General features: G+C 57.0%; 16 protein-coding genes. 14 read left to right on the plus strand and 2 right to left on the minus strand.

What is annotated here, in order from left to right:
- Positions 1-154: 154 nt before the first annotated feature.
- From gntK to relB, 10 genes are all read left to right on the plus strand, one after another.
- On the plus strand, positions 155-685 hold the full coding sequence (gntK, locus tag ABLV66_RS01615) for a gluconokinase (protein WP_015369339.1): 531 nt from the start codon (positions 155-157) through the stop codon (positions 683-685).
- Positions 685-2,025 carry a gluconate transporter gene (gene gntU, locus ABLV66_RS01620; RefSeq protein ID WP_015369340.1) on the plus strand — a complete coding sequence of 447 codons (1,341 nt, stop codon included), beginning with the start codon at positions 685-687 and terminating at the stop codon, positions 2,023-2,025. The genes gntK and gntU overlap by 1 nt, the downstream gene beginning before the upstream one ends.
- A gap of 474 nt (positions 2,026-2,499) precedes the next feature.
- Positions 2,500-3,606, plus strand: coding sequence for an aspartate-semialdehyde dehydrogenase (gene asd, locus ABLV66_RS01625; RefSeq protein WP_015369342.1), 1,107 nt, complete (start codon positions 2,500-2,502; stop codon positions 3,604-3,606).
- 238 nt (positions 3,607-3,844) lie between these two features.
- Entirely contained in the window at positions 3,845-6,028 is a 2,184-nt protein-coding gene (glgB, locus tag ABLV66_RS01630) for a 1,4-alpha-glucan branching enzyme (protein ID WP_032706494.1), read from the plus strand.
- Complete coding sequence (glgX, locus tag ABLV66_RS01635) at positions 6,028-8,004, plus strand: glycogen debranching protein GlgX (RefSeq protein ID WP_348876562.1); 1,977 nt, start codon at positions 6,028-6,030, stop codon at positions 8,002-8,004. Before glgB ends, glgX begins: the two co-directional genes overlap by 1 nt.
- Before the next feature lie 68 nt (positions 8,005-8,072).
- Positions 8,073-9,368, plus strand: a complete 1,296-nt coding sequence (gene glgC / locus ABLV66_RS01640) for a glucose-1-phosphate adenylyltransferase (RefSeq protein WP_015703688.1) — start codon at positions 8,073-8,075, stop codon at positions 9,366-9,368.
- On the plus strand, positions 9,368-10,801 hold the full coding sequence (gene glgA, locus ABLV66_RS01645; RefSeq protein ID WP_045394829.1) for a glycogen synthase GlgA: 1,434 nt from the start codon (positions 9,368-9,370) through the stop codon (positions 10,799-10,801). Before glgC ends, glgA begins: the two co-directional genes overlap by 1 nt.
- A gap of 17 nt (positions 10,802-10,818) precedes the next feature.
- Positions 10,819-13,266 carry a glycogen phosphorylase gene (gene glgP / locus ABLV66_RS01650; RefSeq protein ID WP_348876560.1) on the plus strand — a complete coding sequence of 816 codons (2,448 nt, stop codon included), beginning with the start codon at positions 10,819-10,821 and terminating at the stop codon, positions 13,264-13,266.
- A 217-nt stretch (positions 13,267-13,483) separates the two neighbouring features.
- Positions 13,484-13,831 (plus strand): type II toxin-antitoxin system RelE/ParE family toxin, encoded by a 348-nt coding sequence (locus ABLV66_RS01655; RefSeq protein WP_045394830.1) that lies wholly within the window; start codon positions 13,484-13,486, stop codon positions 13,829-13,831.
- Positions 13,831-14,130, plus strand: a complete 300-nt coding sequence (relB, locus tag ABLV66_RS01660) for a type II toxin-antitoxin system RelB family anti-toxin (protein ID WP_045394831.1) — start codon at positions 13,831-13,833, stop codon at positions 14,128-14,130. The genes ABLV66_RS01655 and relB overlap by 1 nt, the downstream gene beginning before the upstream one ends.
- A 351-nt stretch (positions 14,131-14,481) precedes the next feature.
- Here relB and glpD read toward each other — a convergent pair whose 3' ends face one another.
- On the minus strand, positions 14,482-15,990 hold the full coding sequence (gene glpD, locus ABLV66_RS01665; protein ID WP_020077778.1) for a glycerol-3-phosphate dehydrogenase: 1,509 nt from the start codon (positions 15,988-15,990) through the stop codon (positions 14,482-14,484).
- A 206-nt stretch (positions 15,991-16,196) separates the two neighbouring features.
- Between glpD and glpE the strand changes: the two genes are divergently transcribed.
- Genes glpE through ABLV66_RS01680 form a run of 3 tightly spaced genes read left to right on the plus strand, consistent with a single transcriptional unit; the run spans position 16,197 to position 18,187 of the window.
- Positions 16,197-16,526 (plus strand): thiosulfate sulfurtransferase GlpE, encoded by a 330-nt coding sequence (glpE, locus tag ABLV66_RS01670; protein WP_015369349.1) that lies wholly within the window; start codon positions 16,197-16,199, stop codon positions 16,524-16,526.
- Positions 16,527-16,578: 52 nt separating this feature from the next.
- On the plus strand, positions 16,579-17,409 hold the full coding sequence (gene glpG / locus ABLV66_RS01675; protein WP_015703685.1) for a rhomboid family intramembrane serine protease GlpG: 831 nt from the start codon (positions 16,579-16,581) through the stop codon (positions 17,407-17,409).
- Positions 17,410-17,428: 19 nt separating this feature from the next.
- Complete coding sequence (locus ABLV66_RS01680; RefSeq protein ID WP_015369351.1) at positions 17,429-18,187, plus strand: DeoR/GlpR family transcriptional regulator; 759 nt, start codon at positions 17,429-17,431, stop codon at positions 18,185-18,187.
- A gap of 6 nt (positions 18,188-18,193) precedes the next feature.
- Here ABLV66_RS01680 and malT read toward each other — a convergent pair whose 3' ends face one another.
- Complete coding sequence (gene malT / locus ABLV66_RS01685; RefSeq protein ID WP_348876559.1) at positions 18,194-20,899, minus strand: HTH-type transcriptional regulator MalT; 2,706 nt, start codon at positions 20,897-20,899, stop codon at positions 18,194-18,196.
- 621 nt (positions 20,900-21,520) lie between these two features.
- Here malT and malP point away from each other — a divergent pair.
- Positions 21,521-23,911, plus strand: coding sequence for a maltodextrin phosphorylase (gene malP / locus ABLV66_RS01690; RefSeq protein WP_348876558.1), 2,391 nt, complete (start codon positions 21,521-21,523; stop codon positions 23,909-23,911).
- Positions 23,912-23,914: the final 3 nt, after the last annotated feature.

The raw sequence follows: 23,914 nt of genomic DNA on the forward strand, positions 1-23,914 counted from the left end.
GCACGAATGGTTATTGCTTCTCCCAGGGTCCGGCATGACAATGTTACCGATAACAGTTACCCGTAACACTCGCCCGTAATCATTAACCAGTACGCCGCTTTCGCGCTGTATCAGTCAGCCCCGGCGCGGCGTACCAGTCCAGTGGGAGGACGCTTTGAGCACGACTAACCATGATCACCACGTCTATGTCCTGATGGGCGTTTCCGGCAGTGGTAAATCCGCCGTCGCCAGCGAAGTGGCGCATCAACTGAAAGCCGCGTTTCTCGATGGCGATTTTCTGCATCCGCGCAGCAACATCACCAAGATGGCTTCCGGCGAGCCGCTGAACGACGATGACCGTACCCCGTGGCTGCAGGCGTTGAATGACGCGGCATTTGCCATGCAGCGTACCAACAAAGTTTCGCTGATCGTCTGCTCGGCGCTGAAAAAAAGCTACCGCGACATTCTGCGCAAAGGCAACCCGAACCTCTCCTTTATCTACCTGAAAGGCGACTTCGACGTGATTGAAAGCCGTCTGAAGGCGCGTAAAGGGCACTTCTTCAAAACCCAAATGTTGGTGACGCAGTTTGAAACACTGCAGGAACCAGGCGCCGACGAAAGCGATGTGCTTATCGTCGATATCGACCAGTCACTGGAAGGCGTGGTCGCCAGCACCATTGAGGTGATTAACAAAGGCAGTAACTAGTGAGTACTTTAACGCTTGTTTTGACAGCAGTCGGCTCGGTATTGCTGCTGCTGTTTTTAGTCATGAAGGCGCGTATGCACGCCTTCGTGGCTTTGATGGTGGTTTCTATTGGCGCAGGTCTCTTTTCCGGTATGCCGCTGGATAAAATCGCGGCGACGATGGAAAAAGGGATGGGCGGCACGCTGGGCTTCCTGGCGATAGTCGTCGCGCTGGGCGCGATGTTCGGTAAAATTTTGCATGAAACCGGCGCGGTCGACCAGATTGCGGTGAAAATGCTGAAGTCCTTCGGCCATAACCGCGCGCACTATGCGATTGGTCTTGCCGGCCTTATCTGCGCGCTGCCGTTGTTCTTTGAAGTGGCGATCGTGCTGCTGATTAGCGTCGCGTTCTCCATGGCGCGCCATACCGGCACTAACCTTGTGAAGCTGGTGATCCCGCTGTTCGCCGGCGTAGCCGCCGCCGCGGCATTCCTGCTGCCGGGGCCTGCGCCGATGCTGCTGGCTTCGCAGATGCACGCCGATTTCGGCTGGATGATTCTGATTGGCCTCTGCGCCGCTATTCCGGGGATGATTATCGCCGGTCCGCTATGGGGCAACTTCATCAGCCGCTACGTTGAGCTGCATATTCCTGACGATATCAGCGAACCGCATCTCGGCGAAGGTAAAATGCCGTCCTTCGGCTTTAGCCTCTCGCTGATCCTGCTGCCGCTGGTGCTGGTCGGCCTGAAAACCATCGCCGCGCGCTTTGTGCCGGTGGGATCCACCGCCTATGAATGGTTCGAGTTTATCGGCCACCCATTCACCGCGATTCTGGTTGCCTGCCTGGTAGCGATTTACGGCCTGGCGGTACGTCAGGGGATGGCGAAAGATCGCGTGATGGAGATCTGCGGCGCGGCGCTGCAGCCGGCGGGGATTATTCTGCTGGTGATTGGCGCAGGCGGCGTCTTCAAGCAGGTGCTGGTGGACTCCGGCGTCGGCCCGGCGCTCGGCGAAGCGCTGACTGGCCTGGGTCTGCCGATTGCGATTACCTGCTTCGTGCTGGCGGCTGCCGTGCGTATTATTCAGGGCTCCGCGACCGTGGCGTGCCTGACGGCGGTCGGCCTGGTGATGCCGGTCATTGAGCAACTGAACTACAGCGGCGCGCAAATGGCGGCTCTCTCCATCTGTATCGCGGGTGGTTCGATTGTGGTAAGTCACGTCAACGATGCCGGCTTCTGGCTGTTCGGTAAGTTCACCGGCGCCAGCGAAGCGCAGACGCTGAAAACCTGGACGATGATGGAAACCATCCTTGGCACCACCGGCGCCATTGTCGGGATGATTGCTTTCCAGCTGCTGAGCTAAGTAAAAATAATTTCCCCGGACACCACCACGGTATCCGGGGGAAAAACCAGGGTAATACCGCTTACCCTGGATTCTCTTCGGTAACACGCTTTTTTCCCCTCTTTTCCACTTCCTTTTGCCGTAAATATCAGCTCTACGACAATGATCGTATTGCTCGTCAGGCCTTGCGGCGCAAGGCTTTGTCCGTTTTTTTTCGCAAGCGTGAAAGCGATATTTTTCGCGCTGAATCCATAATCAGGATCAATAAAATAGCGACGGAAAATATTCCATTACGCGGGTTATTTGCCCGATAATCTTTACGCTTTTTATGACTACCAGCGACGGTAGGCGGAGTGCGGGATAAGTTGCTTTTCTGATTGGCGCGCAATCATTGATTAATTTCACTTGCGACTTTAGCTGCATTTTGTAATGTGAAGGACATCCCAGTTGGAAACTGGCCTGGCACTAACAGCACACACCTCGCAGGAATACGTTATGAAAAATGTTGGTTTTATCGGTTGGCGTGGAATGGTCGGCTCTGTTCTCATGCAACGCATGGTGGAAGAGCGTGATTTCGACGCCATTCGCCCTGTTTTCTTCTCCACCTCTCAGCTGGGTCAGCCCGCGCCGTCATTCGGCGGCAGTACCGGGGGAACGCTTCAGGATGCATTCGATCTCGAAGCGCTGAAGGCGCTGGACATTATTGTTACCTGCCAGGGCGGCGATTACACCAACGAGATTTACCCGAAGCTGCGCGAAAGCGGCTGGCAGGGGTACTGGATTGACGCGGCGTCTTCGCTGCGCATGAAAGACGATGCGATCATTATTCTCGACCCGGTTAACCAGGATGTGATTACCGCTGGCCTGAATAACGGCATTAAAACCTTCGTCGGCGGCAACTGTACGGTGAGCCTGATGCTGATGTCCCTCGGCGGCCTGTTTGCCCATGACCTGGTGGAGTGGGTCAGCGTGGCGACCTACCAGGCGGCTTCCGGCGGCGGCGCGCGCCATATGCGCGAACTGCTGAGCCAGATGGGCCAGCTGCATGGCCACGTGGCGAGCGAGCTGGCGAACCCGGCGTCCGCGATTCTCGATATCGAGCGCAAAGTGACGTCGCTGACCCGCAGCGGCGATCTGCCGGTCGATAACTTTGGCGTGCCGCTGGCGGGCAGCCTGATCCCATGGATCGACAAACAGCTTGATAACGGCCAGAGCCGCGAAGAGTGGAAAGGCCAGGCGGAGACGAACAAAATTCTCGCCACCGCGTCGCCGATCCCGGTCGATGGTCTGTGCGTGCGCGTCGGCGCGCTGCGCTGCCACAGCCAGGCGTTTACCATCAAGCTGAAGAAAGATGTTTCTATCCCGACCGTTGAGGAACTGCTGGCCGCGCATAACCCGTGGGCCAAAGTGGTGCCAAACGATCGCGACATCACCATGCGCGAGCTGACCCCAGCCGCGGTGACCGGCACCCTGACCACCCCGGTAGGGCGCCTGCGTAAACTGAACATGGGTCCTGAGTACCTGTCGGCCTTTACCGTCGGCGACCAGCTGCTGTGGGGCGCCGCCGAACCGTTGCGCCGCATGCTACGACAGCTGGCGTAAACGCAGGACAAACGATAAGGGGTGTGGATACACCCCTTTTTTTTGCGTAATACAAGGAGTAAACGCGGATGTTGGATTTTTCCCCACGGAGGTAACGCAGCCTTGGCTATGCTTTAAGTAAGGAGTTCCTTACCTGAAGGTGGGACGGAGCAGGAGGATGCACGTTGGTGCTGCGCCGTTCAGGTCAAAAAAAGTCGCCGGGTACAGGAAAGGGCGACACTTACAACAGGATGAAAGCATGTCGAATCGAATCGATAGAGACGTGATTAATGCGCTTATTGCAGGTCATTTCGCGGATCCCTTTTCCGTGCTTGGCATGCACCGCACCGAGGCGGGGCTGGAAGTTCGCGCATTATTACCAGATGCCACCGAAGTGTGGGTTATTGAACCGAAAACCGGGCGTAAAGTCGGCAAACTCGAATGCCTCGACTCGCGCGGATTCTTTAGCGGCCTCCTGCCGCGGCGTAAAAACGCTTTTCGCTACCAGTTGGCCGTCACCTGGCACGGACAGCAAAACCTGATTGACGACCCTTACCGTTTCGGCCCGCTGCTGCAGGATGTTGATGCCTGGCTGTTGTCCGAGGGGACGCACCTGCGCCCTTACGAAACTCTGGGCGCGCACGCCGACACCATGGATGGCGTCACCGGTACGCGCTTTTCGGTCTGGGCGCCAAACGCCCGCCGGGTCTCGGTGGTGGGGCAATTTAACTACTGGGATGGCCGACGACATCCGATGCGCCTGCGTAAAGAGTCCGGAATCTGGGAACTTTTCATCCCCGGCGCGCTTAATGGCCAGCTGTATAAATTCGAGCTGATCGATGCTCATGGCAATCTACGGGTTAAAGCCGATCCTTACGCCTTCGAGTCGCAGATGCGCCCGGAAAGCGCGTCGCTTATCTGCGATTTGCCGCCCAAAGTCGAGCAGCCGGCGGCGCGCAAAGCCGCGAACCAGTTTGATGCGCCGATCTCTATTTATGAAGTGCACCTCGGGTCCTGGCGCCGCCATACCGACAATAACTTCTGGCTTAGCTACCGCGAACTGGCGGACCAACTGGTGCCTTACGCAAAATGGATGGGCTTCACCCATCTTGAACTGCTCCCGGTAAACGAACACCCGTTCGACGGCAGCTGGGGCTACCAGCCGACCGGCCTCTATGCGCCGACACGCCGCTTCGGTACCCGTGAAGATTTCCGCTATTTCATCGATGCCGCCCACGCCGCGGGCCTTAACGTGATCCTCGATTGGGTTCCGGGTCATTTCCCGGCGGATGACTTTGCGCTGGCCTCATTTGACGGCACCTCGCTGTATGAACACAGCGATCCGCGCGAAGGTTACCACCAGGACTGGAATACGCTTATCTATAACTACGGCCGCCGCGAAGTCAGCAATTACCTGGTAGGTAACGCGCTGTACTGGATCGAGCGCTTCGGCATTGACGCGCTGCGCGTCGACGCGGTGGCGTCGATGATCTACCGCGACTATAGCCGTAAAGCGGGCGAGTGGATCCCCAACGAATACGGCGGGCGGGAAAATCTCGAAGCGATCGAGTTTCTGCGTAACACCAACCGTATTCTCGGCGAGCAGACGCCAGGCGCGGTAACGATGGCGGAAGAGTCCACCGATTTTGCCGGCGTGACGCGTCCGCCCGCCGACGGCGGCCTCGGCTTCTGGTTCAAATGGAATCTCGGCTGGATGCACGACACGCTGGACTATATGAAGCTCGATCCAGTCCATCGTCGCTACCATCACGACAAAATGACCTTCGGCATGCTCTACAACTACACCGAGAACTTCGTGCTGCCGCTCTCCCACGATGAAGTGGTGCACGGCAAAAAATCGATTCTCGACCGCATGCCGGGCGACGCATGGCAGCGCTTTGCCAACCTGCGCGCCTATTACGGCTGGCTGTTCGCCTTCCCGGGCAAAAAGCTGCTGTTTATGGGCAATGAATTCGCCCAGGGCCGCGAGTGGAACCACGACGCCAGTCTCGACTGGCATCTGCTGGAGGGTGGCGACAACTGGCACCACGGCGTCCAGCGGCTGGTGCGCGACCTGAACCATACCTACCGCCACCATAAAGCGCTGCATGAACTTGATTTCGATCCCTACGGCTTCGAATGGCTGGTGGTCGACGATCATGAGCGTTCGGTATTTATCTTCGTGCGCCGCGATAAAGCCGGTAATGAAATCATCGTCGCCAGCAACTTCACGCCGGTGCCGCGGCACAACTACCGTTTCGGCATCAACCAGCCAGGACGCTGGCGCGAGGAGCTGAATACCGACTCGATGCATTATCACGGTAGTAACGCCGGAAATGGCGGAGTGGTTGAGAGCGAGTCCGTCGCCAGTCACGGTCGTCAGCATTCGTTGTCGATTACCCTGCCGCCGCTGGCGACCATCTGGCTGGTACGGGAGGCCTGATGACGACGCTTGCCGCGGGAAAACCGACGCCTTTGGGCGCCAGCTATGACGGCAAAGGGGTGAACTTCACCCTGTTTTCCGCCCACGCTGAGCGGGTGGAACTCTGCGTGTTCGACCAGCAGGGCAACGAGCGGCGCTACGACCTACCGGCGCGCAGCGGCGACATCTGGCACGGCTGGCTGGCCGATGCGCGTCCGGGGCTACGCTACGGTTATCGGGTGCACGGGCCGTGGGATCCGGCGCAGGGGCATCGCTTCAATCCGGCCAAGCTGCTGCTCGACCCCTGCGCGCATCAGGTGGCGGGCGAACTGCTGGACGACGAGCGTCTGCATGGCGGTATGCATAAACCGGATGCCCGCGATAGCGCAGCCATTGCGCCAAAGTCGCAGGTAGTCGATCTGCATTACGACTGGCTCGGCGATAAACCGCCGCGCACGCCGTGGGGCGAAACGGTCATTTATGAAGCCCACGTCAAAGGGTTGACCTGGCTGCATCCGGAGCTGCCGGAGGCCATCCGCGGCACCTATCAGGCGCTGGGCCACCCGCTGATGATCGACTATTTCCGCCGCCTGGGGATTACCGCGCTGGAGCTGATGCCGGTGGCGCAGTTTGCCAGCGAACCTCGCCTGCAGCGGATGGGGCTGAGCAACTACTGGGGCTATAACCCGCTGGCGCTGTTTGCGCTGGAGCCGCGCTACGCCAGCCAGCCGCAGCGGGCGCTCGATGAGTTCCGCGATGCGGTGAAAGCGCTGCACGCGGCGGGCATCGAGGTGATCCTCGATATCGTGCTGAACCATAGCGCGGAAATCGATCTTGAAGGGCCGACCATCTCCCTGCGCGGTATCGATAACCGCAGCTATTATTGGATCAGGGACGACGGCGATTATCACAACTGGACCGGCTGCGGTAACACGCTCAACCTCAGTCATCCCGGCGTGGTGGAGTATGCCCTGCAGTGCCTGCGCTTTTGGGTTGATGAGTGCCACGTTGACGGTTTTCGCTTCGACCTGGCGTCGGTGATGGGGCGCACGCCCGAATTTCGTCAGGACGCGCCGCTGTTTGAAGCCATTCGCCGCGACCCGGTATTGTCGGCGATCAAGCTGATTGCCGAACCCTGGGATATTGGCCAGGGCGGTTATCAGGTGGGGAACTTCCCGCCGCTGTTTGCCGAATGGAACGACCATTTTCGCGATACCGCGCGCCGTTTCTGGCTGCAACAAAACGTATCGTTGGGTGACTTCGCCCAGCGCTTCGCCGCCTCCAGCGATCTCTTTGCCCGCGATGGCAAACGGCCTGCGGCGACGATCAATCTGATCACGGCGCATGATGGATTCACCCTACGTGATTGTGTTTGTTTCAATCAGAAACACAATCAGGCGAACGGCGAAGAGAATCGCGATGGGACTAACAATAACTACAGCAACAATCATGGTATAGAGGGATTAGAAGCCAATCTTGCCGTGATTGAGCGGCGGCGCGATAGCGTACATGCGCTTTTGACCACGCTGCTGCTGTCGCAAGGCACGCCGATGCTGCTAGCGGGTGATGAGCATGGCCATAGCCAGCACGGCAACAATAATGCGTACTGTCAGGACAATGCTTTGACCTGGCTGGACTGGCGGCGGGCAAATCACGGATTAACCGCGTTTGTCGCCGCGCTTATCCACCTGCGTCGGCGCATTCCGGCGTTAACCCGTAATCAGTGGTGGCAGGAGCATGACGGCAATGTGAGCTGGCTCAATCAGCGCGGAGAACCGTTAAACGCCGACGAGTGGCAGCATGGCGCCGCGCGGCTGCAAATCCTGTTATCCGATCGCTGGCTGATCGCGCTGAATGCCACCGCTGAGGTGGCGGATATGGTTTTACCCGCGGGGGAGTGGCGCGCCGTTCCTCCATTCGCCGGAGAGGATAATCCGGTCATCATGGCTGTCTGGCATGGGCCCGCGCACGGAGTTTGCGTATTTCAAAGGTCATAGTCCCTGGGGGTTTTCGGCGCGTTCATGATGAATGGGCCGTGAAGCAGGGGAATCAAAAGGAGTTAATCATGGTTGGGCTTGAAAAGAACGATCCGTTGATGCTGGCGCGTCAACTTCCTCTCAAATCGGTGGCGCTGATCCTTGCTGGCGGGCGTGGTACCCGGCTTAAGGATTTAACCATTAAGCGCGCGAAGCCTGCCGTCCACTTTGGCGGTAAGTTCCGTATTATCGACTTCGCGTTATCTAACTGTCTTAACTCAGGTATTCGCCGCATCGGCGTGATTACCCAGTATCAGTCGCACACCCTGGTGCAGCATATCCAGCGCGGCTGGTCTTTCTTCAGCGAAGAGATGAATGAGTTTGTCGATCTGCTGCCGGCGCAGCAGCGGGTACACGGTGAAAACTGGTATCGCGGTACGGCCGATGCGGTGACGCAGAACCTCGACATTATTCGTCGCTATAAAGCCGAATATGTGGTGATCCTCGCCGGCGACCACATCTACAAACAAGACTACTCGCGCATGCTGATCGACCATGTCGAAAAAGGCGCGCGCTGCACCGTCGCCTGTATGCCGGTGCCCATCGAAGAAGCATCCGCCTTTGGCGTGATGGCGGTCGACGAAAGCGAGAAGATCATCGAGTTCGTCGAGAAACCGGCCAACCCGCCGGCGATGCCGAACGACGCTACCCGCTCGCTTGCCAGTATGGGCATCTATGTCTTTGATGCGGATTACCTTTATGAACTGCTGGCCGCCGACGATCTCGACGAAAACTCCAGCCACGACTTCGGCAAAGATATCATCCCGAAAATTACCGAAGCTGGCATGGCTTATGCACATCCTTTCCCGCTCTCCTGCGTGCAGTCCGACCCGCAAGCCGAGCCGTACTGGCGCGATGTCGGGACGCTGGAAGCCTACTGGAAGGCCAACCTCGATCTGGCCTCGGTGACGCCGGAGCTCGATATGTACGACCAGCACTGGCCTATCCGTACCCATATGGAATCGCTGCCGCCGGCGAAGTTCGTCCAGGACCGCTCCGGCAGTCACGGCATGACGCTGAACTCGCTGGTTTCCGGCGGCTGCATTATCTCCGGGTCAGTAGTGGTGCAGTCGGTACTGTTCCCGCGGGTGCGGGTGAATTCGTTTTGTAACATTGATTCGGCAGTCTTATTGCCGGATGTCTGGGTCGGGCGCTCGTGCCGCCTGCGCCGCTGCGTGATAGATCGCGCCTGCGTCATCCCGGAAGGGATGGTGATTGGGGAGAATGCGGAAGAAGATGCCAGCCGCTTCTATCGTTCAGAAGAAGGGATCGTGCTGGTTACGCGCGACATGCTGCGGAAACTGGGGCACAAACAGGAGCGATAATGCAGGTTTTACACGTATGTTCAGAGATGTTCCCGTTGTTAAAAACCGGCGGTCTGGCTGACGTTATCGGCGCGCTGCCGGCGGCGCAGATCGCAGACGGCGTGGATACCCGCGTGCTGCTGCCGGGGTATCCGGATATCCGCCGCGGAATTACCGACGCGCAGGTCGTCACCCGCCGGGATACCTTTGCCGGGCGCATCACCCTGCTGTTCGGCCATTTTAACGGCGTCGGTATCTATCTGATCGACGCGCCGCATCTCTACGATCGCCCAGGGAGCCCGTATCACGACGCCAACATGAACGCCTATACTGACAACGTGCTGCGCTTTGCGCTGCTCGGCTGGGTAGGTAGCGAAATGGCCTGCGGGCTGGATCCATTCTGGCGCCCGGAGGTGGTGCATGCCCATGACTGGCATGCGGGCCTGACGCCGGCCTACCTGGCGGCGCGTGGGCGTCCGGCGAAATCGGTGTTTACGGTGCACAATCTCGCCTACCAGGGGATGTTTTACTCCTGGCATATGAATGAGATAGAGCTGCCGTGGTCGTTCTATAACATGCACGGCCTCGAATTTAACGGCCAGATCTCGTTCCTCAAAGCCGGTCTGTACTATGCCGACCATATCACGGCGGTGAGCCCAACCTACGCGCGGGAAATCACCGAACCGCAATATGCCTACGGCATGGAAGGGCTGCTACGTCAGCGCCAACACGAGGGCCGCTTGTCTGGCATCCTTAACGGCGTCGATGATGGTATCTGGAATCCGCAAAGCGATCTGCTGCTGGCGGCACGCTATGACCGCGATTGCCTGGAGGAGAAAGCCGAGAATAAACGGCAGCTGCAAATCGCCATGGGGCTGAAGGTGGATGACAAAGCGCCGCTGTTCGCCGTGGTGAGCCGCCTGACCAGCCAAAAAGGGCTGGATCTGGTACTGGAGGCGCTGCCGGGCCTGCTGGAGCAGGGCGGGCAACTGGCGCTGTTGGGCGCCGGCGATCCGGTACTGCAGGAGGGCTTCCTCGCCGCCGCCGCCGAACATCCGGGCCAGGTCGGCGTGCAGATTGGCTATCACGAGGCGTTTTCGCACCGCATCATGGGCGGCGCCGATGTGATTCTGGTTCCCAGCCGCTTTGAACCGTGCGGTCTGACTCAGCTGTATGGCCTGAAATACGGCACTCTGCCGCTGGTGCGCCGCACCGGCGGTCTCGCCGATACCGTGGCCGACTGTTCGCTGGAAAACCTCGCCGACGGCGTCGCCAGCGGCTTTGTCTTTGAGGACAGTAACGCGGTGTCGTTGCTGCGGGCCATCCGGCGCACCTTTGTGTTGTGGTCGCGGCCATCGCTGTGGCGCTACGTTCAGCGTCAGGCGATGAATATGGACTTTAGCTGGCAGGTGGCGGCGAAATCCTATCGTGAACTCTATCAACGCTTGATGTAACCACAGGAGCTATGGCTATGAATGCACCCTTTAGTTATGCATCACCCACGCTGAGCGTTGAGGCGTTAAAGCATTCTATCGCGTATAAGCTGATGTTTATCATCGGCAAGGATCCGGCGATCGCCAACAAACACGAATGGCTGAACGCCACCCTGTTCGCCGTTCGCGACCGCATGGTCGAGCGCTGGCTGCGTTCAAACCGAGCCCAGCTGTCGCAGGAAGTGCGGCAGGTTTACTATCTGTCGATGGAGTTTTTGATTGGCCGCACCCTCTCTAACGCGCTGTTGTCGTTAGGGATTTATGAAGATGTGAATAATGCGCTGGCCGATATGGGGCTCGATCTGGAAGAGCTTATTGATGAAGAAAACGACCCCGGTTTAGGCAACGGCGGTTTAGGGCGCCTGGCCGCCTGCTTCCTCGATTCGCTGGCGACGCTGGGTCTGCCGGGCCGCGGCTACGGAATCCGCTACGACTATGGGATGTTCAAGCAGAACATCGTCGACGGACGACAGAAAGAGTCGCCGGATTACTGGCTGGAGTACGGCAACCCGTGGGAGTTCGAACGGCACAATACGCGCTATAAAGTGCGTTTCGGCGGCCGCGTGCAGCAGGAAGGAAAAAATACCCGCTGGATAGAGACCGAAGAGATTATCGCCGAAGCCTACGATCAGATTATCCCCGGTTTCGATACCGATGCCACCAACACCCTGCGGTTGTGGAGCGCGCAGGCCAGTAGCGAAATCAACCTCGGTAAATTCAACCAGGGCGACTACTTCGCGGCGGTGGAAGATAAGAACCACTCCGAGAACGTTTCGCGGGTACTTTATCCGGACGACTCCACCTATTCCGGGCGCGAGCTGCGCCTGCGTCAGGAGTATTTCCTGGTCTCGGCGACGGTACAGGATATCCTCAGTCGCCACTACCAGCTGCACCGCACCTACGACAATCTGGCGGCGAAAATCGCCATTCACCTCAATGACACCCACCCGGTGCTGTCGATCCCTGAGCTGATGCGTCTGCTGATCGATGAGCACAAATTTAGCTGGGATGAAGCCTTCGAGGTGACCTGCCAGGTCTTCTCCTATACCAACCATACGTTGATGAGCGAAGCGCTGGAGACCTGGCCGGTCGATATGCTGGGGAAAATCCTGCCGCGCCATCTGCAGATTATCTTCGAGATTAACGATTACTTCCTCAAGACGCTGCAGGAGCAGTATCCCAACGATACTGCTCTGCTGAGCCGTACCTCGATCATTGATGAATCCAATGGTCGCCGGGTGCGCATGGCGTGGCTGGCGGTCGTGGTCAGCCATAAAGTCAACGGCGTGTCCGAGCTGCATTCGCGCTTAATGGTCGAGTCGCTGTTTGCCGAGTTTGCGAAGATTTTCCCGATGCGCTTTACCAACGTCACCAACGGCGTCACGCCGCGGCGCTGGCTGGCGTTGGCGAACCCGCCGCTGTCGCAGGTGCTGGATGAGAATATCGGCCACACCTGGCGCACCGACTTAAGCCAGTTGAGCGATCTGCTACAGCATATTGATTACCCGACGGTGAACCAGGCGGTGCGCCGCGCCAAGCTTGAGAATAAGCAGCGGCTGGCGAACTATATCGCCCAGCAGTTGAACGTGGTGGTCAATCCTAAGGCGCTGTTTGATGTGCAGATCAAACGCATCCACGAATATAAACGCCAGCTGATGAATATCCTGCACGTCATCACCCGCTACAACCGGATCAAAGCCGATCCGCAGGCGGTGTGGGTGCCGCGAGTGAATATCTTCGCCGGTAAGGCCGCGTCGGCCTACTATATGGCGAAGCATATTATTCATCTGATCAACGATGTGGCGGCGGTGGTGAACAACGATCCGCAGATTGGCGATAAGCTGAAAGTGGTGTTTATCCCCAACTACAGCGTGAGCCTGGCGCAGCTGATTATCCCGGCGGCGGATCTCTCCGAGCAGATCTCGCTGGCGGGAACGGAAGCGTCCGGTACCAGTAATATGAAGTTTGCGCTCAACGGCGCGCTGACCATTGGTACGCTGGATGGCGCTAACGTCGAGATGCTGGAGCACGTCGGCGAGGACAATATCTTTATCTTCGGTAATACCGCGGAACAGGTAGAAGCCCTGCGCAGTAACGGCTATAAACCTCGCGATTACTATGAGCAGGATGAGGAGCTGCATCAGGCGTTGACGCAGATTGGCACCGGCCTGTTCAGCCCGTCGGAACCTGGTCGCTACCGCGACCTGCTGGATTCGCTGATCAACTTCGGTGACCACTATCAGGTACTGGCGGACTATCGCAGCTACGTTGATTGCCAGGATAAGGTGGACGAGCTGTACCGCCATCCGGAGGAGTGGGCCAATAAAGCGATGATGAACATCGCCAACATGGGCTATTTCTCATCCGACCGCACGATCCAGGAGTACGCCAAACATATCTGGCATATCGACCCGGTTCGTTTGTAATCGGTTAAGCATCAGCAAAACGGGGCCAAAACTGGCCCCGTTTCTGTTTGTGTAGCGAACGTTTTATTCGGAAAAGTGGCGGGAGGGATTCAGGCTATTGCGGGAATATACTATTGACGTGAATTTGCCAGCAGTACGATAAATGCTCAAATAGTTTACGTTCATAGCCTAATAGCTATAATGTTGATGATAGCCTTTAGGCTATGAGGGATCGTCTATGTGGGATGTAGAAACGACGGATACGTTTGATACCTGGTTCGAATTACAAAGCAGAGCTTTAAAAGAGGATATGTTGGCCACGATGCTTATCCTGTCTGAGTTTGGTCCGCAGCTTGGGCGTCCGTATGTTGATACGGTAAAAGGTTCAAAGTTTCAGAATATGAAAGAACTTCGGGTTCAGCATCATGGGCTCCCAGTCCGCGCCTTTTTTGCTTTTGATCCTCTTCGGAAAGCTATCGTTTTATGTGCGGGCAATAAGGATGGCATGAATGAGAAACGTTTTTACAAAGAGATGATTACCCTGGCTGATAGAGAATTCAGCCAGCACCTGACTAAGGAGCGATAATGGGCACGCTAAAAGAACTCATGGCGAAACAGAGTCCTGAAAGCCAGCAGCGTATTGCAGCGAAAGCGGCAGAGATACGCCAGTCTGTCGCTTTAAACTTGCTTCGCGAAGAGTTACAAATTTCACAAACGGAGATGGCTGCGGCTATGGGGGTTAAGCAGCCAACGATCGCTAAAATGGAACAGGCTGATAACGACCCGAGGCTTTCGACCCTAAAGCGCTACATTGCGGCCTTGGGTGGGGAACTAAGTATAAATGTCACGTTGCCGACTGGAAAAAAAGTCTCGTTTAATTTGTGAATCGGTAACCCGGGTCAGGCGCAAGCCGTAGATACGGTTATCGGTTGGCAACTGTTTTGGTTCGGGAAAAACGTGTGTTTTGTGTTAATTCAGAGCACATTACGCTCCCAGTCTTCCGGGAACGTCTCAGCAATTTTGAGGCCGCCAACACCGGTGGTTTCAGTGGCCATGGGTACAAGATAGAGATCTTAAGCTCACCTTGGCACTGTCCGTAGGCCGGATAAGGCGCAGCCGCTATCCGGCGCAAAAGCGGCGCTTTACCCGCGGTTATTGCCCGGCGGCGCTACGCTTGCGCGGGCCTACAGACGGTGATGTAGCCCGGGCCAGGCGTCAGCCGCCGCCCGGGGTATGTCAGGACGCTAACGACAGTTCAGACTTTCCCGTATGTTGCGCCAGCCACTCGCTGATACGCGCCTGCTGCTCGGCATTCAGCCACATCCCCTGTTTGGTACGGCGCCAGATAGCGTCATCCAGGCTGCGAACCCACTCGTGTTCGACCAGGTACTTCAGCTCGGCTTCATAAAATTCGTGGCCAAAATCTTCTCCCAGATCGGCAAGCGAAGTCGCTTCGCCAAGGATCCACTCGCTGTTGCTGCCGTAGGTGCGGGCGTAGTGGCGGGCCATTGATTCGCTGATAAACGCGAAGCGACGGCGCAGTTTCGCCGCATAGTCGTCGCGGTCGCCGCCGATATCGCCGCCGGGCAGAACGGCGGTTTTGGTCCACGCCGGGCCAATCCCCTGATAATACGGCGTCAGTTTTTCCAGCGCATGTTCCGCCAGTTTACGGTAGGTGGTGAGCTTGCCGCCGAATACCGACAGCAGCGGCGCCTGACCGTTCTCATCGTGAATATCGAGCGTATAGTCGCGGGTAATCGCCTGCGGTGAGTCGGATTCATCGTCGCACAGCGGACGCACGCCGGAGTAAGTCCAGACGATATCGTCGCGCGACAGCGTCTTTTTAAAGTGCGCGTTGTAGACGTTCAGCAGGTAGTTGATCTCTTTATCATCGATCGCCACCTCTTTCGGATCGCCGTTGTACTCGACGTCGGTGGTGCCGATAATCGAGAACTCATCCATCCACGGGATGACAAACACGATACGTTTATCTTCGTTTTGCAGGATATAGGCCTGCTTCTGGGTGTGTACGCGCGGCACCACGATATGGCTGCCTTTGATCAGGCGGATGCCATACGGCGAGCGCAGATGCATGCCTTCGTCGAAGAAATGTTTCACCCACGGGCCGGTGGCGTTAACCAGACCGCGCGCGTGCCAGGTGAATTTTTCGCCGCTATCGATATCTTCCGCTTCCACCACCCACAGGCCGTTTTCGCGTTTTGCCGAGATAGCGCGGGTGCGGGTGCGAACTTCGCCGCCTTTACGTACCACCATCTGGGCGTTGGCAAGAACCAGACGCGCATCGTCGACCCAGCAGTCGGAATATTCGAAACCGCGCACGATTTCCGGCTTAAGTACCGATTCCGCGCCAAAGCGCAAACCGGTCGAGCCCGGCAGGCTGGTGCGTTTGCCGAGGTGATCGTATAAAAACAGACCGATACGAATCATCCACGCCGGGCGCAGATGCGGGCGATGCGGTAAGCGGAAGCGCATCGGGAAGGCCAAATGCGGCGCCATTTTTAATAACACCTCGCGCTCCGCCAGCGCTTCGCTGACCAGGCGGAATTCGTAGTGTTCCAGATAGCGCAGGCCGCCGTGAATCAGTTTCGAGCTGGCGCTTGAGGTGGCGCAGGCAAGGTCTCTCGCTTCCAGCATCAGCACGGATAAACCGCGCCCGGCGGCGTCTGCCGCGATACCGGCACCGTTGATGCCTCCGCCTATCACAATCAGATCTTTGATTTCCACGCTCGCACCTCGTTCGCTTTCGTTTAAGCTCATAAATGTTCGATATCGCTCACTATAGCAAACAAACGCGCTTTTGGTAACATCAAAAAAACATTTCAGAGTGATGCATGTAACATATTGGCGTTTATTTACCGCCTGACGGTACACTAGCGGGTAAAATCAGGGTCGGTCACCGCCCGTCATGAAGTGCAATAGAGAAGAGAATCATGGAACAATTTGAATGTATCAATGTAGAAGAAGCGCATCAGAAACTGCATCAGCAGAAGGCGGTGCTGGTCGATATCCGCGACCCGCAAAGCTATGCCATGGGGCACACGCCGGGCGCGTTTCATCTGACCAACGATACCCTGGGCGCTTTTATGCGCGATAACGATTTTGAGACGCCGGTGATGGTGATGTGCTACCACGGCAACAGCAGTAAAGGCGCTGCGCAGTATCTGCTGCAGCAGGGCTTCGAGAACGTCTACAGCGTCGATGGCGGTTTTGACGCCTGGCATCGTCATTTCCCGGCGGAAGTCGCGCACGGCTCGCTATAAGCGCGGTACGGTATATACTAGCCCCCTTTGTGTGGAATAAGCGATCCGCTGTATGTTAATGATTACCTCTTTTGCCAACCCGCGCGTGGCCCAGGCGTTTGTCGACTATATGGCGACGCAGGGCGTCATCCTGACTATCCAACAGCACACGCAGAGCGATGTCTGGCTGGCAGATGAAAGCCAGGCCGCGCGGGTGCAGGCCGAGCTGGCCCGTTTTCTCGAAAACCCGGCCGACCCGCGCTATCTCGCCGCCAGCTGGCAATCGGGGCATACCAATAGCGGATTGCATTATCAACGCTTCCCGTTTTTAGCTACCCTGCGTAACAACGCCGGGCCGTTTACGTGGGCGATTTTGCTGGCCTGTATCCTGGTCTTCATACTGCAAAACGTTCTGGGCGATCAGACGATGATGATCTGGCTTGCCTGGCCTTACGATCCTTCGCTGAAATTCGAAGCCTGGCGCTATCTTACCCACGCTTTCATGCACTTCTCGCTGATGCATATTCTGTTTAACCTGCTATGGTGGTGGTACCTCGGCGGTGCGGTGGAGAAGCGCATCGGTAGCGGTAAGCTGGTGGTGATTACCATTATCAGCGCTCTGCTGAGCGGATTCGTCCAGCATCAGGTTAGCGGCCCGTGGTTCGGCGGTTTGTCGGGAGTGGTCTATGCGTTAATGGGCTATGTCTGGCTGCGTGGCGAGCGCGACCCGCAGAGCGGTATTTATCTGCAGCGTGGTCTGATCCTCTTCTCTTTAGTGTGGTTAGTGGCAGGATGGTTTGATGTTTTCGGCATGTCGATCGCCAATGGCGCGCACGTGGCGGGCCTGGCAGTCGGGCTGGCGATGGCGTTTGTCGATACGCTAAATGTGCGAAAACGAACGTAGAGATTCCCAGGGATATTTCATGAAACAAACACAACGTCATGACGCGATTATCGAGCTGGTAAAAAAACAGGGATACGTCAGTACCGAAGAACTGGTGGAGCAGTTTGCCGTCAGCCCGCAGACTATTCGTCGCGACCTGAATGATTTAGCGGAACAAAAAATGATCCTGCGCCACCACGGCGGCGCGGCGATGCCTTCCAGCTCGGTCAACACCTCGTGGCACGACAGGAAAGCGACTCAGACGGCGGAAAAAGAACGTATCGCGCGGAAAGTGGCGAGCGAAATCCCCGACGGCGCAACCCTGTTTATCGATATCGGCACAACGCCGGAAGCGGTGGCCCACGCGTTGCTCGACCATAATGACCTGCGGATTGTGACCAACAATCTCAACGTCGCAAATACGCTGATGGTGAAAGATGATTTTCGCATTATCCTTGCCGGCGGCGAGCTACGCAGCCGCGACGGCGGGATCATCGGCGAAGCGACGCTCGATTTTATCTCCCAGTTCCGCCTCGACTTCGGCATTCTCGGTATTAGCGGCATTGATAGCGACGGTTCGCTGCTGGAGTTTGATTACCATGAAGTGCGCACCAAGCGGGCGATTATCGAAAACTCGCGCCACGTGATGCTGGTGGTGGATCACTCGAAGTTTGGGCGTAATGCGATGGTGAACATGGGCAGCATTAGTATGGTCGATGCGGTTTATACCGATATCATGCCGCCCGCAGGCGTGCTGAAGGTGATTAAAGACAACAACCTGCAGCTGGAGCTTTGCTAAACGGCGTTATACGCCGTATCCCATCATTTTGAGCAACCGCTGGGCATGCTGAACGGCATCCTGGCGGTGCGCGACGCCCAGTTTCTGATACAGATTGCGAATATGCGTTTTAATCGTGGTGGCCGCGACATCGAGTTCGCCGGCGATCTGCTCGTTGCTGTAACCGGAATAGATTAACCCTAACACCTGCCACTCGCGCTGGGTCAGCGGGCTGGTGCGGATAAGCTCCGGCACTTCCGGGTGGTTTAACAGCCGTTCGACGAAGCTCTCGTCAAAGTGGGCGAATTTATGTCGATGATGCTGGTTAATATCGCGCAGGATGCGCTGCGCGCGGTGCTGCTCAAGCTCCGGCAGCGTATTCAGTTGAATCAGCTGGCGCAGCTGCTGGGCCATGGCTTCCCCTTCAATCACGAAGTGGTTAATAAAGCCGGTGCGGTTAGCGAGGGTTAAGGCTTCCATTAACACTTTTTGCGCCTCACCCTTGCGATCCGCCTGCCAGTACAGCTGGTTCAACAGCAGCAGGTTACGGTTGATATCGCTCATCAGCCGCAGCGAGCGGGCGTTTTCATTTAACTCTTCCAGCACCATTTCGGCGGAATCAAAATCACCGAGCAGGATCTGCGCGCGGGCAATGTTGCGCCACTGGCTTTGCAGGAAGTGGTTATTAGCGAATTCAGGTTTCGGCGTCTGGCGCAGCCAGTTGGCCGCTGCGGTTTTATCGCCGGTCATCTGCCAGTAGATCACCCGTACTTTGTCGGCGTTGGAAACCCAGTCGCTGTGATAGTGGCCGTTGCCCAGCAGATTCTCCAGTCGGTTTAATAAGCTGCGGGCGTTGTCGAGATCGCCGCGCGCCAGCGAGCACTGCACCATCAGCGCCAGGCACTGCAGTTGCTGCTGCGGCTGGTAGTTTGCCAGCACCGCGATGCCGCTGCGGGCGCTCTCTTCTGCTTCATCAAGACGCGCCCATGCCCACAGCAGCTGCGCGCGGATGCGCAACAGGAACTCATGCATCGGCAGCTGTTCAAGATGCTGATCGCGGATAAGCTGGAAAGCTTTATCCTGAATCTCCCATGCCGCCTGCAGGAAGCCCTGAGCAAACAGAATCTCGCTCTGCTGGATCATGCTCCACAGGGCGTAGTGCCAGACGTCATGACGGCGAGCCATCTGTTCTGTTTGCTGCATCACCGCCAGCGATTTACTCAGGTGGCCTTTGCAGTGCAGTACTTCGCCGTGAACGGAAGTGGCGACGATGCGGCTGTAATAGCTCGCCAGCGGCAGTTCATCCAGCGCCACCATTGCCAGACGTTCGGCTTCGTCCTGATCGCCGGCGTTGATAGCGACCTGCGCGCGCAGGGCGTTGAAATCGCCGTGCATCGCGGTGTCCATTTCGACATCCATCTCCTGCTCGGCGCGGGCCAGCAGGGTATTCACTTCGCTATAGCGATGCTGGCTCTGCATCAGCCAGGCCTGCAGCAGGATCAGCCGCGGATTTTCCAGTAAATTCGACCACGGCAGCGCCGCCAGCGATTGTTCCAGCAGACCCAGCTCACTATGGTTGAACATGCCCCAGGCGTGGTTGAGCAAAATATAGCGCAGCATAGCGGCATCGCCGGCGGCAAGCGCATGATGGATGGCTTCGGTGGGGAACCCCTGCGCCATCCACGCTTCGGCGGCGGCGCGGTGAATTTCCGGTAGCTCGGTGGCCATTTCCCACTGACAGCGCTGGCGCAGGAAGTTGCCGAATAGCGGGTGATAGCGGAACCACTCGCCGGAGTCATCCATTCGGTGCAGGAACAACCCCTGACGTTCGATCTCTTCCAGCTGCATCTGGCCGTTCTCTTCGCCGGTGACGCGGACGATAAGCGCGTCATTCATCGAGCGCAGCAGCGAGCTTTTTAACAAGAAGCTGCGGGTACGGGCATCGACGTTATCCAGCACTTCATCGACCAGATAGTCGGAAAGGTGGCTGGCGTTAATCCCGGCGAGACGACGGGCGGAGTGCTGGGCGGAGGTATTTTTCTGCCGGGCGGAGAGGGCGATGAGCTGCAGGGCTGTGGCCCAGCCGGCGACGTCATCGCACAGGCGACTGCTGTCATCGGCTTCAATGGGGGAGGCGAGGCGGCAGTCAAAGAACTGTTTCGCCTCCTGATGAGTAAAAGCCAACTGTTGGCTGCCGATTTCCAGTAACTGCTCGCGCACCCGCAGATTGGCGATCCCCAACTGCGGCAGGTTGCGCGACAGCACTACCAGCGTCATGGTCTCTGGCTGATGGCGCAAGAAGAAGCGCATGGCGTCGTGGATCACCGGATTGGTAATCAGGTGATAATCATCAATGACCAGGTACAGCGGACGCTGCCAGTCGGCAAGCTCAATAAACAGCTGCGCAAACAGCGACGGCAGGCTGGCGTACTGGCGCTTTTGCACCATGGCTTCGCTGGCGGCGCAGTGGCCGCCTGTCGCCTGTTGAATCGCCGCAATCAGATAGCTGGCGAAGCGCTCTTGTTGATTATCGCCTTCATCGAGCGAAAACCAGCCAAGGTCATGCTTACCCGAAGCCCACTGCGAAACGAGCGTGGTTTTGCCGTAACCTGCCGGGCTGGTCACCAACGCGAGACGATAATTGTTCGCGCCGGAAAGTTTCGCCAGCAACCGTTCGCGAACCACAGTGTGTTCAAGACGGGATGGACGACTTAATTTTGACGGAATCAACATAGTTCACTTTTTCGCTGTGCAAGAAAGGGATGGGGATTTTTTTTGCGCTTCGTAATTAATGACTCCTAAGGTCGGCGATAATGAAAGTTATTGCAAGTTATGTCCAAAATTGATGCTCTTGAATTTGCTCTGGGTCACAATTTCTCGCTTCGGTTTTTAATTAGCTTTAAACCGGTACCAGTACGCGCCATGCCTCGGTTTACGACGGTTTCGTCCGGGACGAAATTACTTTACACAGTGTTTTTCGTAGTTGATTGTTTTTATTAAATTATCGTCAGTGGATTCTTAGGGTTAATCTATTTCACGTATTTTTGTCATGGCATCTTTTTATTCTGTCAGTTGTTTGTTTTTTATTTCACGATAATGGTACGAGCAAATTTTGCCTGGCGATATGAATTGCGCTGTAACAAATTTGCCGTTCGTCGCGCTGGCGAAATTATTGTTCTACACGCGCAATAAGGCGGCGAATTCCCGACGACGAGCTAACGTTAAAGTGGCCGCGATCACAATTTTCGCTCATCCCCGCTACTCCTCCCTGTCTAATCCCCCTCGGGAGGAGGCAGCGGCATCAGGAGGTCGGCACACTAAGGCTAACGTTTTAGTAAAGGACCAGGATTTCTTATGTCACAGACTTCTTTTAACCAGGCTCAGTTTCAGGCTGCACTGACGCGTCAGTGGCAGCGTTTCGGTTTATCGTCAGCCGCAGAGATGACTCAACGCCAGTGGTGGCGCGCGGTCAGCGGCGCGCTGGCGGAGCTTTTGGCGGCGCAACCGGCGGCGGAAGCCGTTAAAGGACAGCGCCACGTTAACTACATTTCGATGGAGTTCCTGATCGGTCGCCTGACCGGTAATAACCTGCTCAACCTGGGCTGGTATGAAGGAGTGAGCGAGACGCTGAAGGCGTATGACATTCAGCTGACCGACCTGCTGGAAGAAGAGACCGATCCGGCGCTGGGCAACGGCGGCCTGGGCCGTCTGGCGGCCTGCTTCCTGGATTCTATGGCCACCGTTGGCCAGTTGGCGACCGGTTACGGCCTGAACTACCAATACGGTCTGTTCCGTCAATCCTTCGCTGACGGCCAGCAGATGGAAGCGCCGGATGACTGGGGACGCGGCAGCTATCCGTGGTTCCGCCACAACGAAGCGCTGGATGTGCAGGTGGGTATCGGCGGTAAAGTCAGCAAAAGCGGCGAATGGCAACCGGCTTTCGTGATTACCGGCGAAGCCTGGGATTTACCGGTGCTTGGCTATCGCAATAACGTCGCGCAGCCGCTGCGCCTGTGGCAGGCGAAGCATGCCCATCCGTTCAACCTGACGAAATTCAACGACGGCGATTTCCTGCGCGCGGAGCAACAGGGTATCGACGCCGAAAAATTGACCAAGGTGCTGTATCCGAATGACAACCACCTGGCGGGGAAAAAACTGCGCCTGATGCAGCAGTACTTCCAGTGCGCCTGCTCGGTGGCGGACATTCTGCGTCGCCACCATCTGGCTGGCCGCAAGCTGCATCAGCTGGCGGATTATGAAGTGATCCAGTTGAACGACACCCACCCGACCATCGCCATCCCGGAACTGCTGCGCGTGCTGATTGATGAGCACCAGATGAGCTGGGACGATGCGTGGGCCATCACCAGCAAAACCTTCGCTTACACCAACCATACCCTGATGCCGGAAGCGCTGGAGTGCTGGGATGAGAAGCTGGTGAAGGCGCTGCTGCCGCGTCATATGCAGATAATCAAAGAGATTAACGACAGATTTAAACTGCTGGTGGAGAAAACCTGGCCGGGCGATAAGCAGGTGTGGGCGAAGCTGGCGGTGGTCCATGATAAACAGGTTCGCATGGCCAACATGTGCGTGGTGAGCGGCTTTGCGGTCAACGGCGTCGCGGCGCTGCACTCCGATCTGGTGGTGAAGGATCTGTTCCCGGAATATCACCAGCTGTGGCCGAACAAATTCCATAACGTGACCAACGGCATTACGCCGCGTCGCTGGATTAAACAGTGTAATCCGGCGCTCGCTGCCCTGCTCGATAAGACGCTGAAGAAAGAGTGGGCCAACGATCTCGACCAGTTGATCAAGCTGGAGAAGTACGCCGACGATGCCAAATTCCGTCAGGTTTATCGCGACATTAAGCAGGCGAATAAAGTGCGTCTCGCTGAGTTCGTGAAGCGGCGTACCGGTATCGACATCAACCCGCAGGCGATTTTCGATATCCAGATTAAGCGTCTGCACGAGTACAAACGCCAGCACCTCAACCTGCTGAATATTCTGGCGCAGTATAAAGAGATCCGCGAAAACCCGCAGGCCGACCGCGTACCGCGCGTCTTCCTGTTTGGCGCCAAAGCCGCGCCGGGCTACTACCTGGCGAAGAATATTATTCTGGCGATCAACAAGGTGGCCGAGGCGATCAACAACGATCCGCTGGTGGGCGATAAGCTAAAAGTGGTCTTCCTGCCGGATTACTGCGTATCGGCGGCGGAAATGCTGATCCCGGCGGCGGACGTCTCCGAGCAGATTTCTACGGCGGGTAAAGAGGCCTCCGGTACCGGCAACATGAAGCTGGCGCTGAATGGCGCGCTGACCGTCGGCACCCTTGACGGCGCCAACGTTGAAATCGCCGAGCAGGTTGGCGAGGACAATATCTTTATCTTCGGCCATACCGTAGAAGAAGTTAAGGCGCTGAAAACGAAAGGCTACGATCCGCTGAAATGGCGCAAAAAAGATAAACTGCTGGACGCGGTGCTGAAAGAGCTGGAAAGCGGTAAATATAGCGGCGGCGACAAACACGCCTTTGATCAGATGCTGCATAGCCTGCTGCAAGGCGGCGATCCGTACCTGGTGCTGGCTGACTTTAGCGCTTACGTCGCGGCGCAGAAGCAGGTGGATGAACTGTATCGCGACCAGGAAGCCTGGACCCGTGCGGCGATCCTCAACACCGCGCGCTGCGGCATGTTCAGCTCCGACCGTTCTATCCGTGATTATCAGCAACGTATCTGGCAGGCAAAACGCTAAGGA

This window comes from Klebsiella sp. CN_Kp073 (genome assembly GCF_040065495.2).
Classification (GTDB): Bacteria; Pseudomonadota; Gammaproteobacteria; order Enterobacterales; family Enterobacteriaceae; genus Klebsiella; species Klebsiella aerogenes.

Coding starts and splice junctions, on each gene's coding strand:
- asd (WP_015369342.1), top strand. CDS start 2,500: ATGAAAAATGTTGGTTTTATCGGTTGGCGTGGAATGGTCGGCTCTGTT.
- glgB (WP_032706494.1), top strand. CDS start 3,845: ATGTCGAATCGAATCGATAGAGACGTGATTAATGCGCTTATTGCAGGT.
- glgX (WP_348876562.1), top strand. CDS start 6,028: ATGACGACGCTTGCCGCGGGAAAACCGACGCCTTTGGGCGCCAGCTAT.
- glgC (WP_015703688.1), top strand. CDS start 8,073: ATGGTTGGGCTTGAAAAGAACGATCCGTTGATGCTGGCGCGTCAACTT.
- glgA (WP_045394829.1), top strand. CDS start 9,368: ATGCAGGTTTTACACGTATGTTCAGAGATGTTCCCGTTGTTAAAAACC.
- glgP (WP_348876560.1), top strand. CDS start 10,819: ATGAATGCACCCTTTAGTTATGCATCACCCACGCTGAGCGTTGAGGCG.
- ABLV66_RS01655 (WP_045394830.1), top strand. CDS start 13,484: ATGTGGGATGTAGAAACGACGGATACGTTTGATACCTGGTTCGAATTA.
- relB (WP_045394831.1), top strand. CDS start 13,831: ATGGGCACGCTAAAAGAACTCATGGCGAAACAGAGTCCTGAAAGCCAG.
- glpE (WP_015369349.1), top strand. CDS start 16,197: ATGGAACAATTTGAATGTATCAATGTAGAAGAAGCGCATCAGAAACTG.
- glpG (WP_015703685.1), top strand. CDS start 16,579: ATGTTAATGATTACCTCTTTTGCCAACCCGCGCGTGGCCCAGGCGTTT.
- ABLV66_RS01680 (WP_015369351.1), top strand. CDS start 17,429: ATGAAACAAACACAACGTCATGACGCGATTATCGAGCTGGTAAAAAAA.
- malT (WP_348876559.1), bottom strand. CDS start 20,899: ATGTTGATTCCGTCAAAATTAAGTCGTCCATCCCGTCTTGAACACACT.
- malP (WP_348876558.1), top strand. CDS start 21,521: ATGTCACAGACTTCTTTTAACCAGGCTCAGTTTCAGGCTGCACTGACG.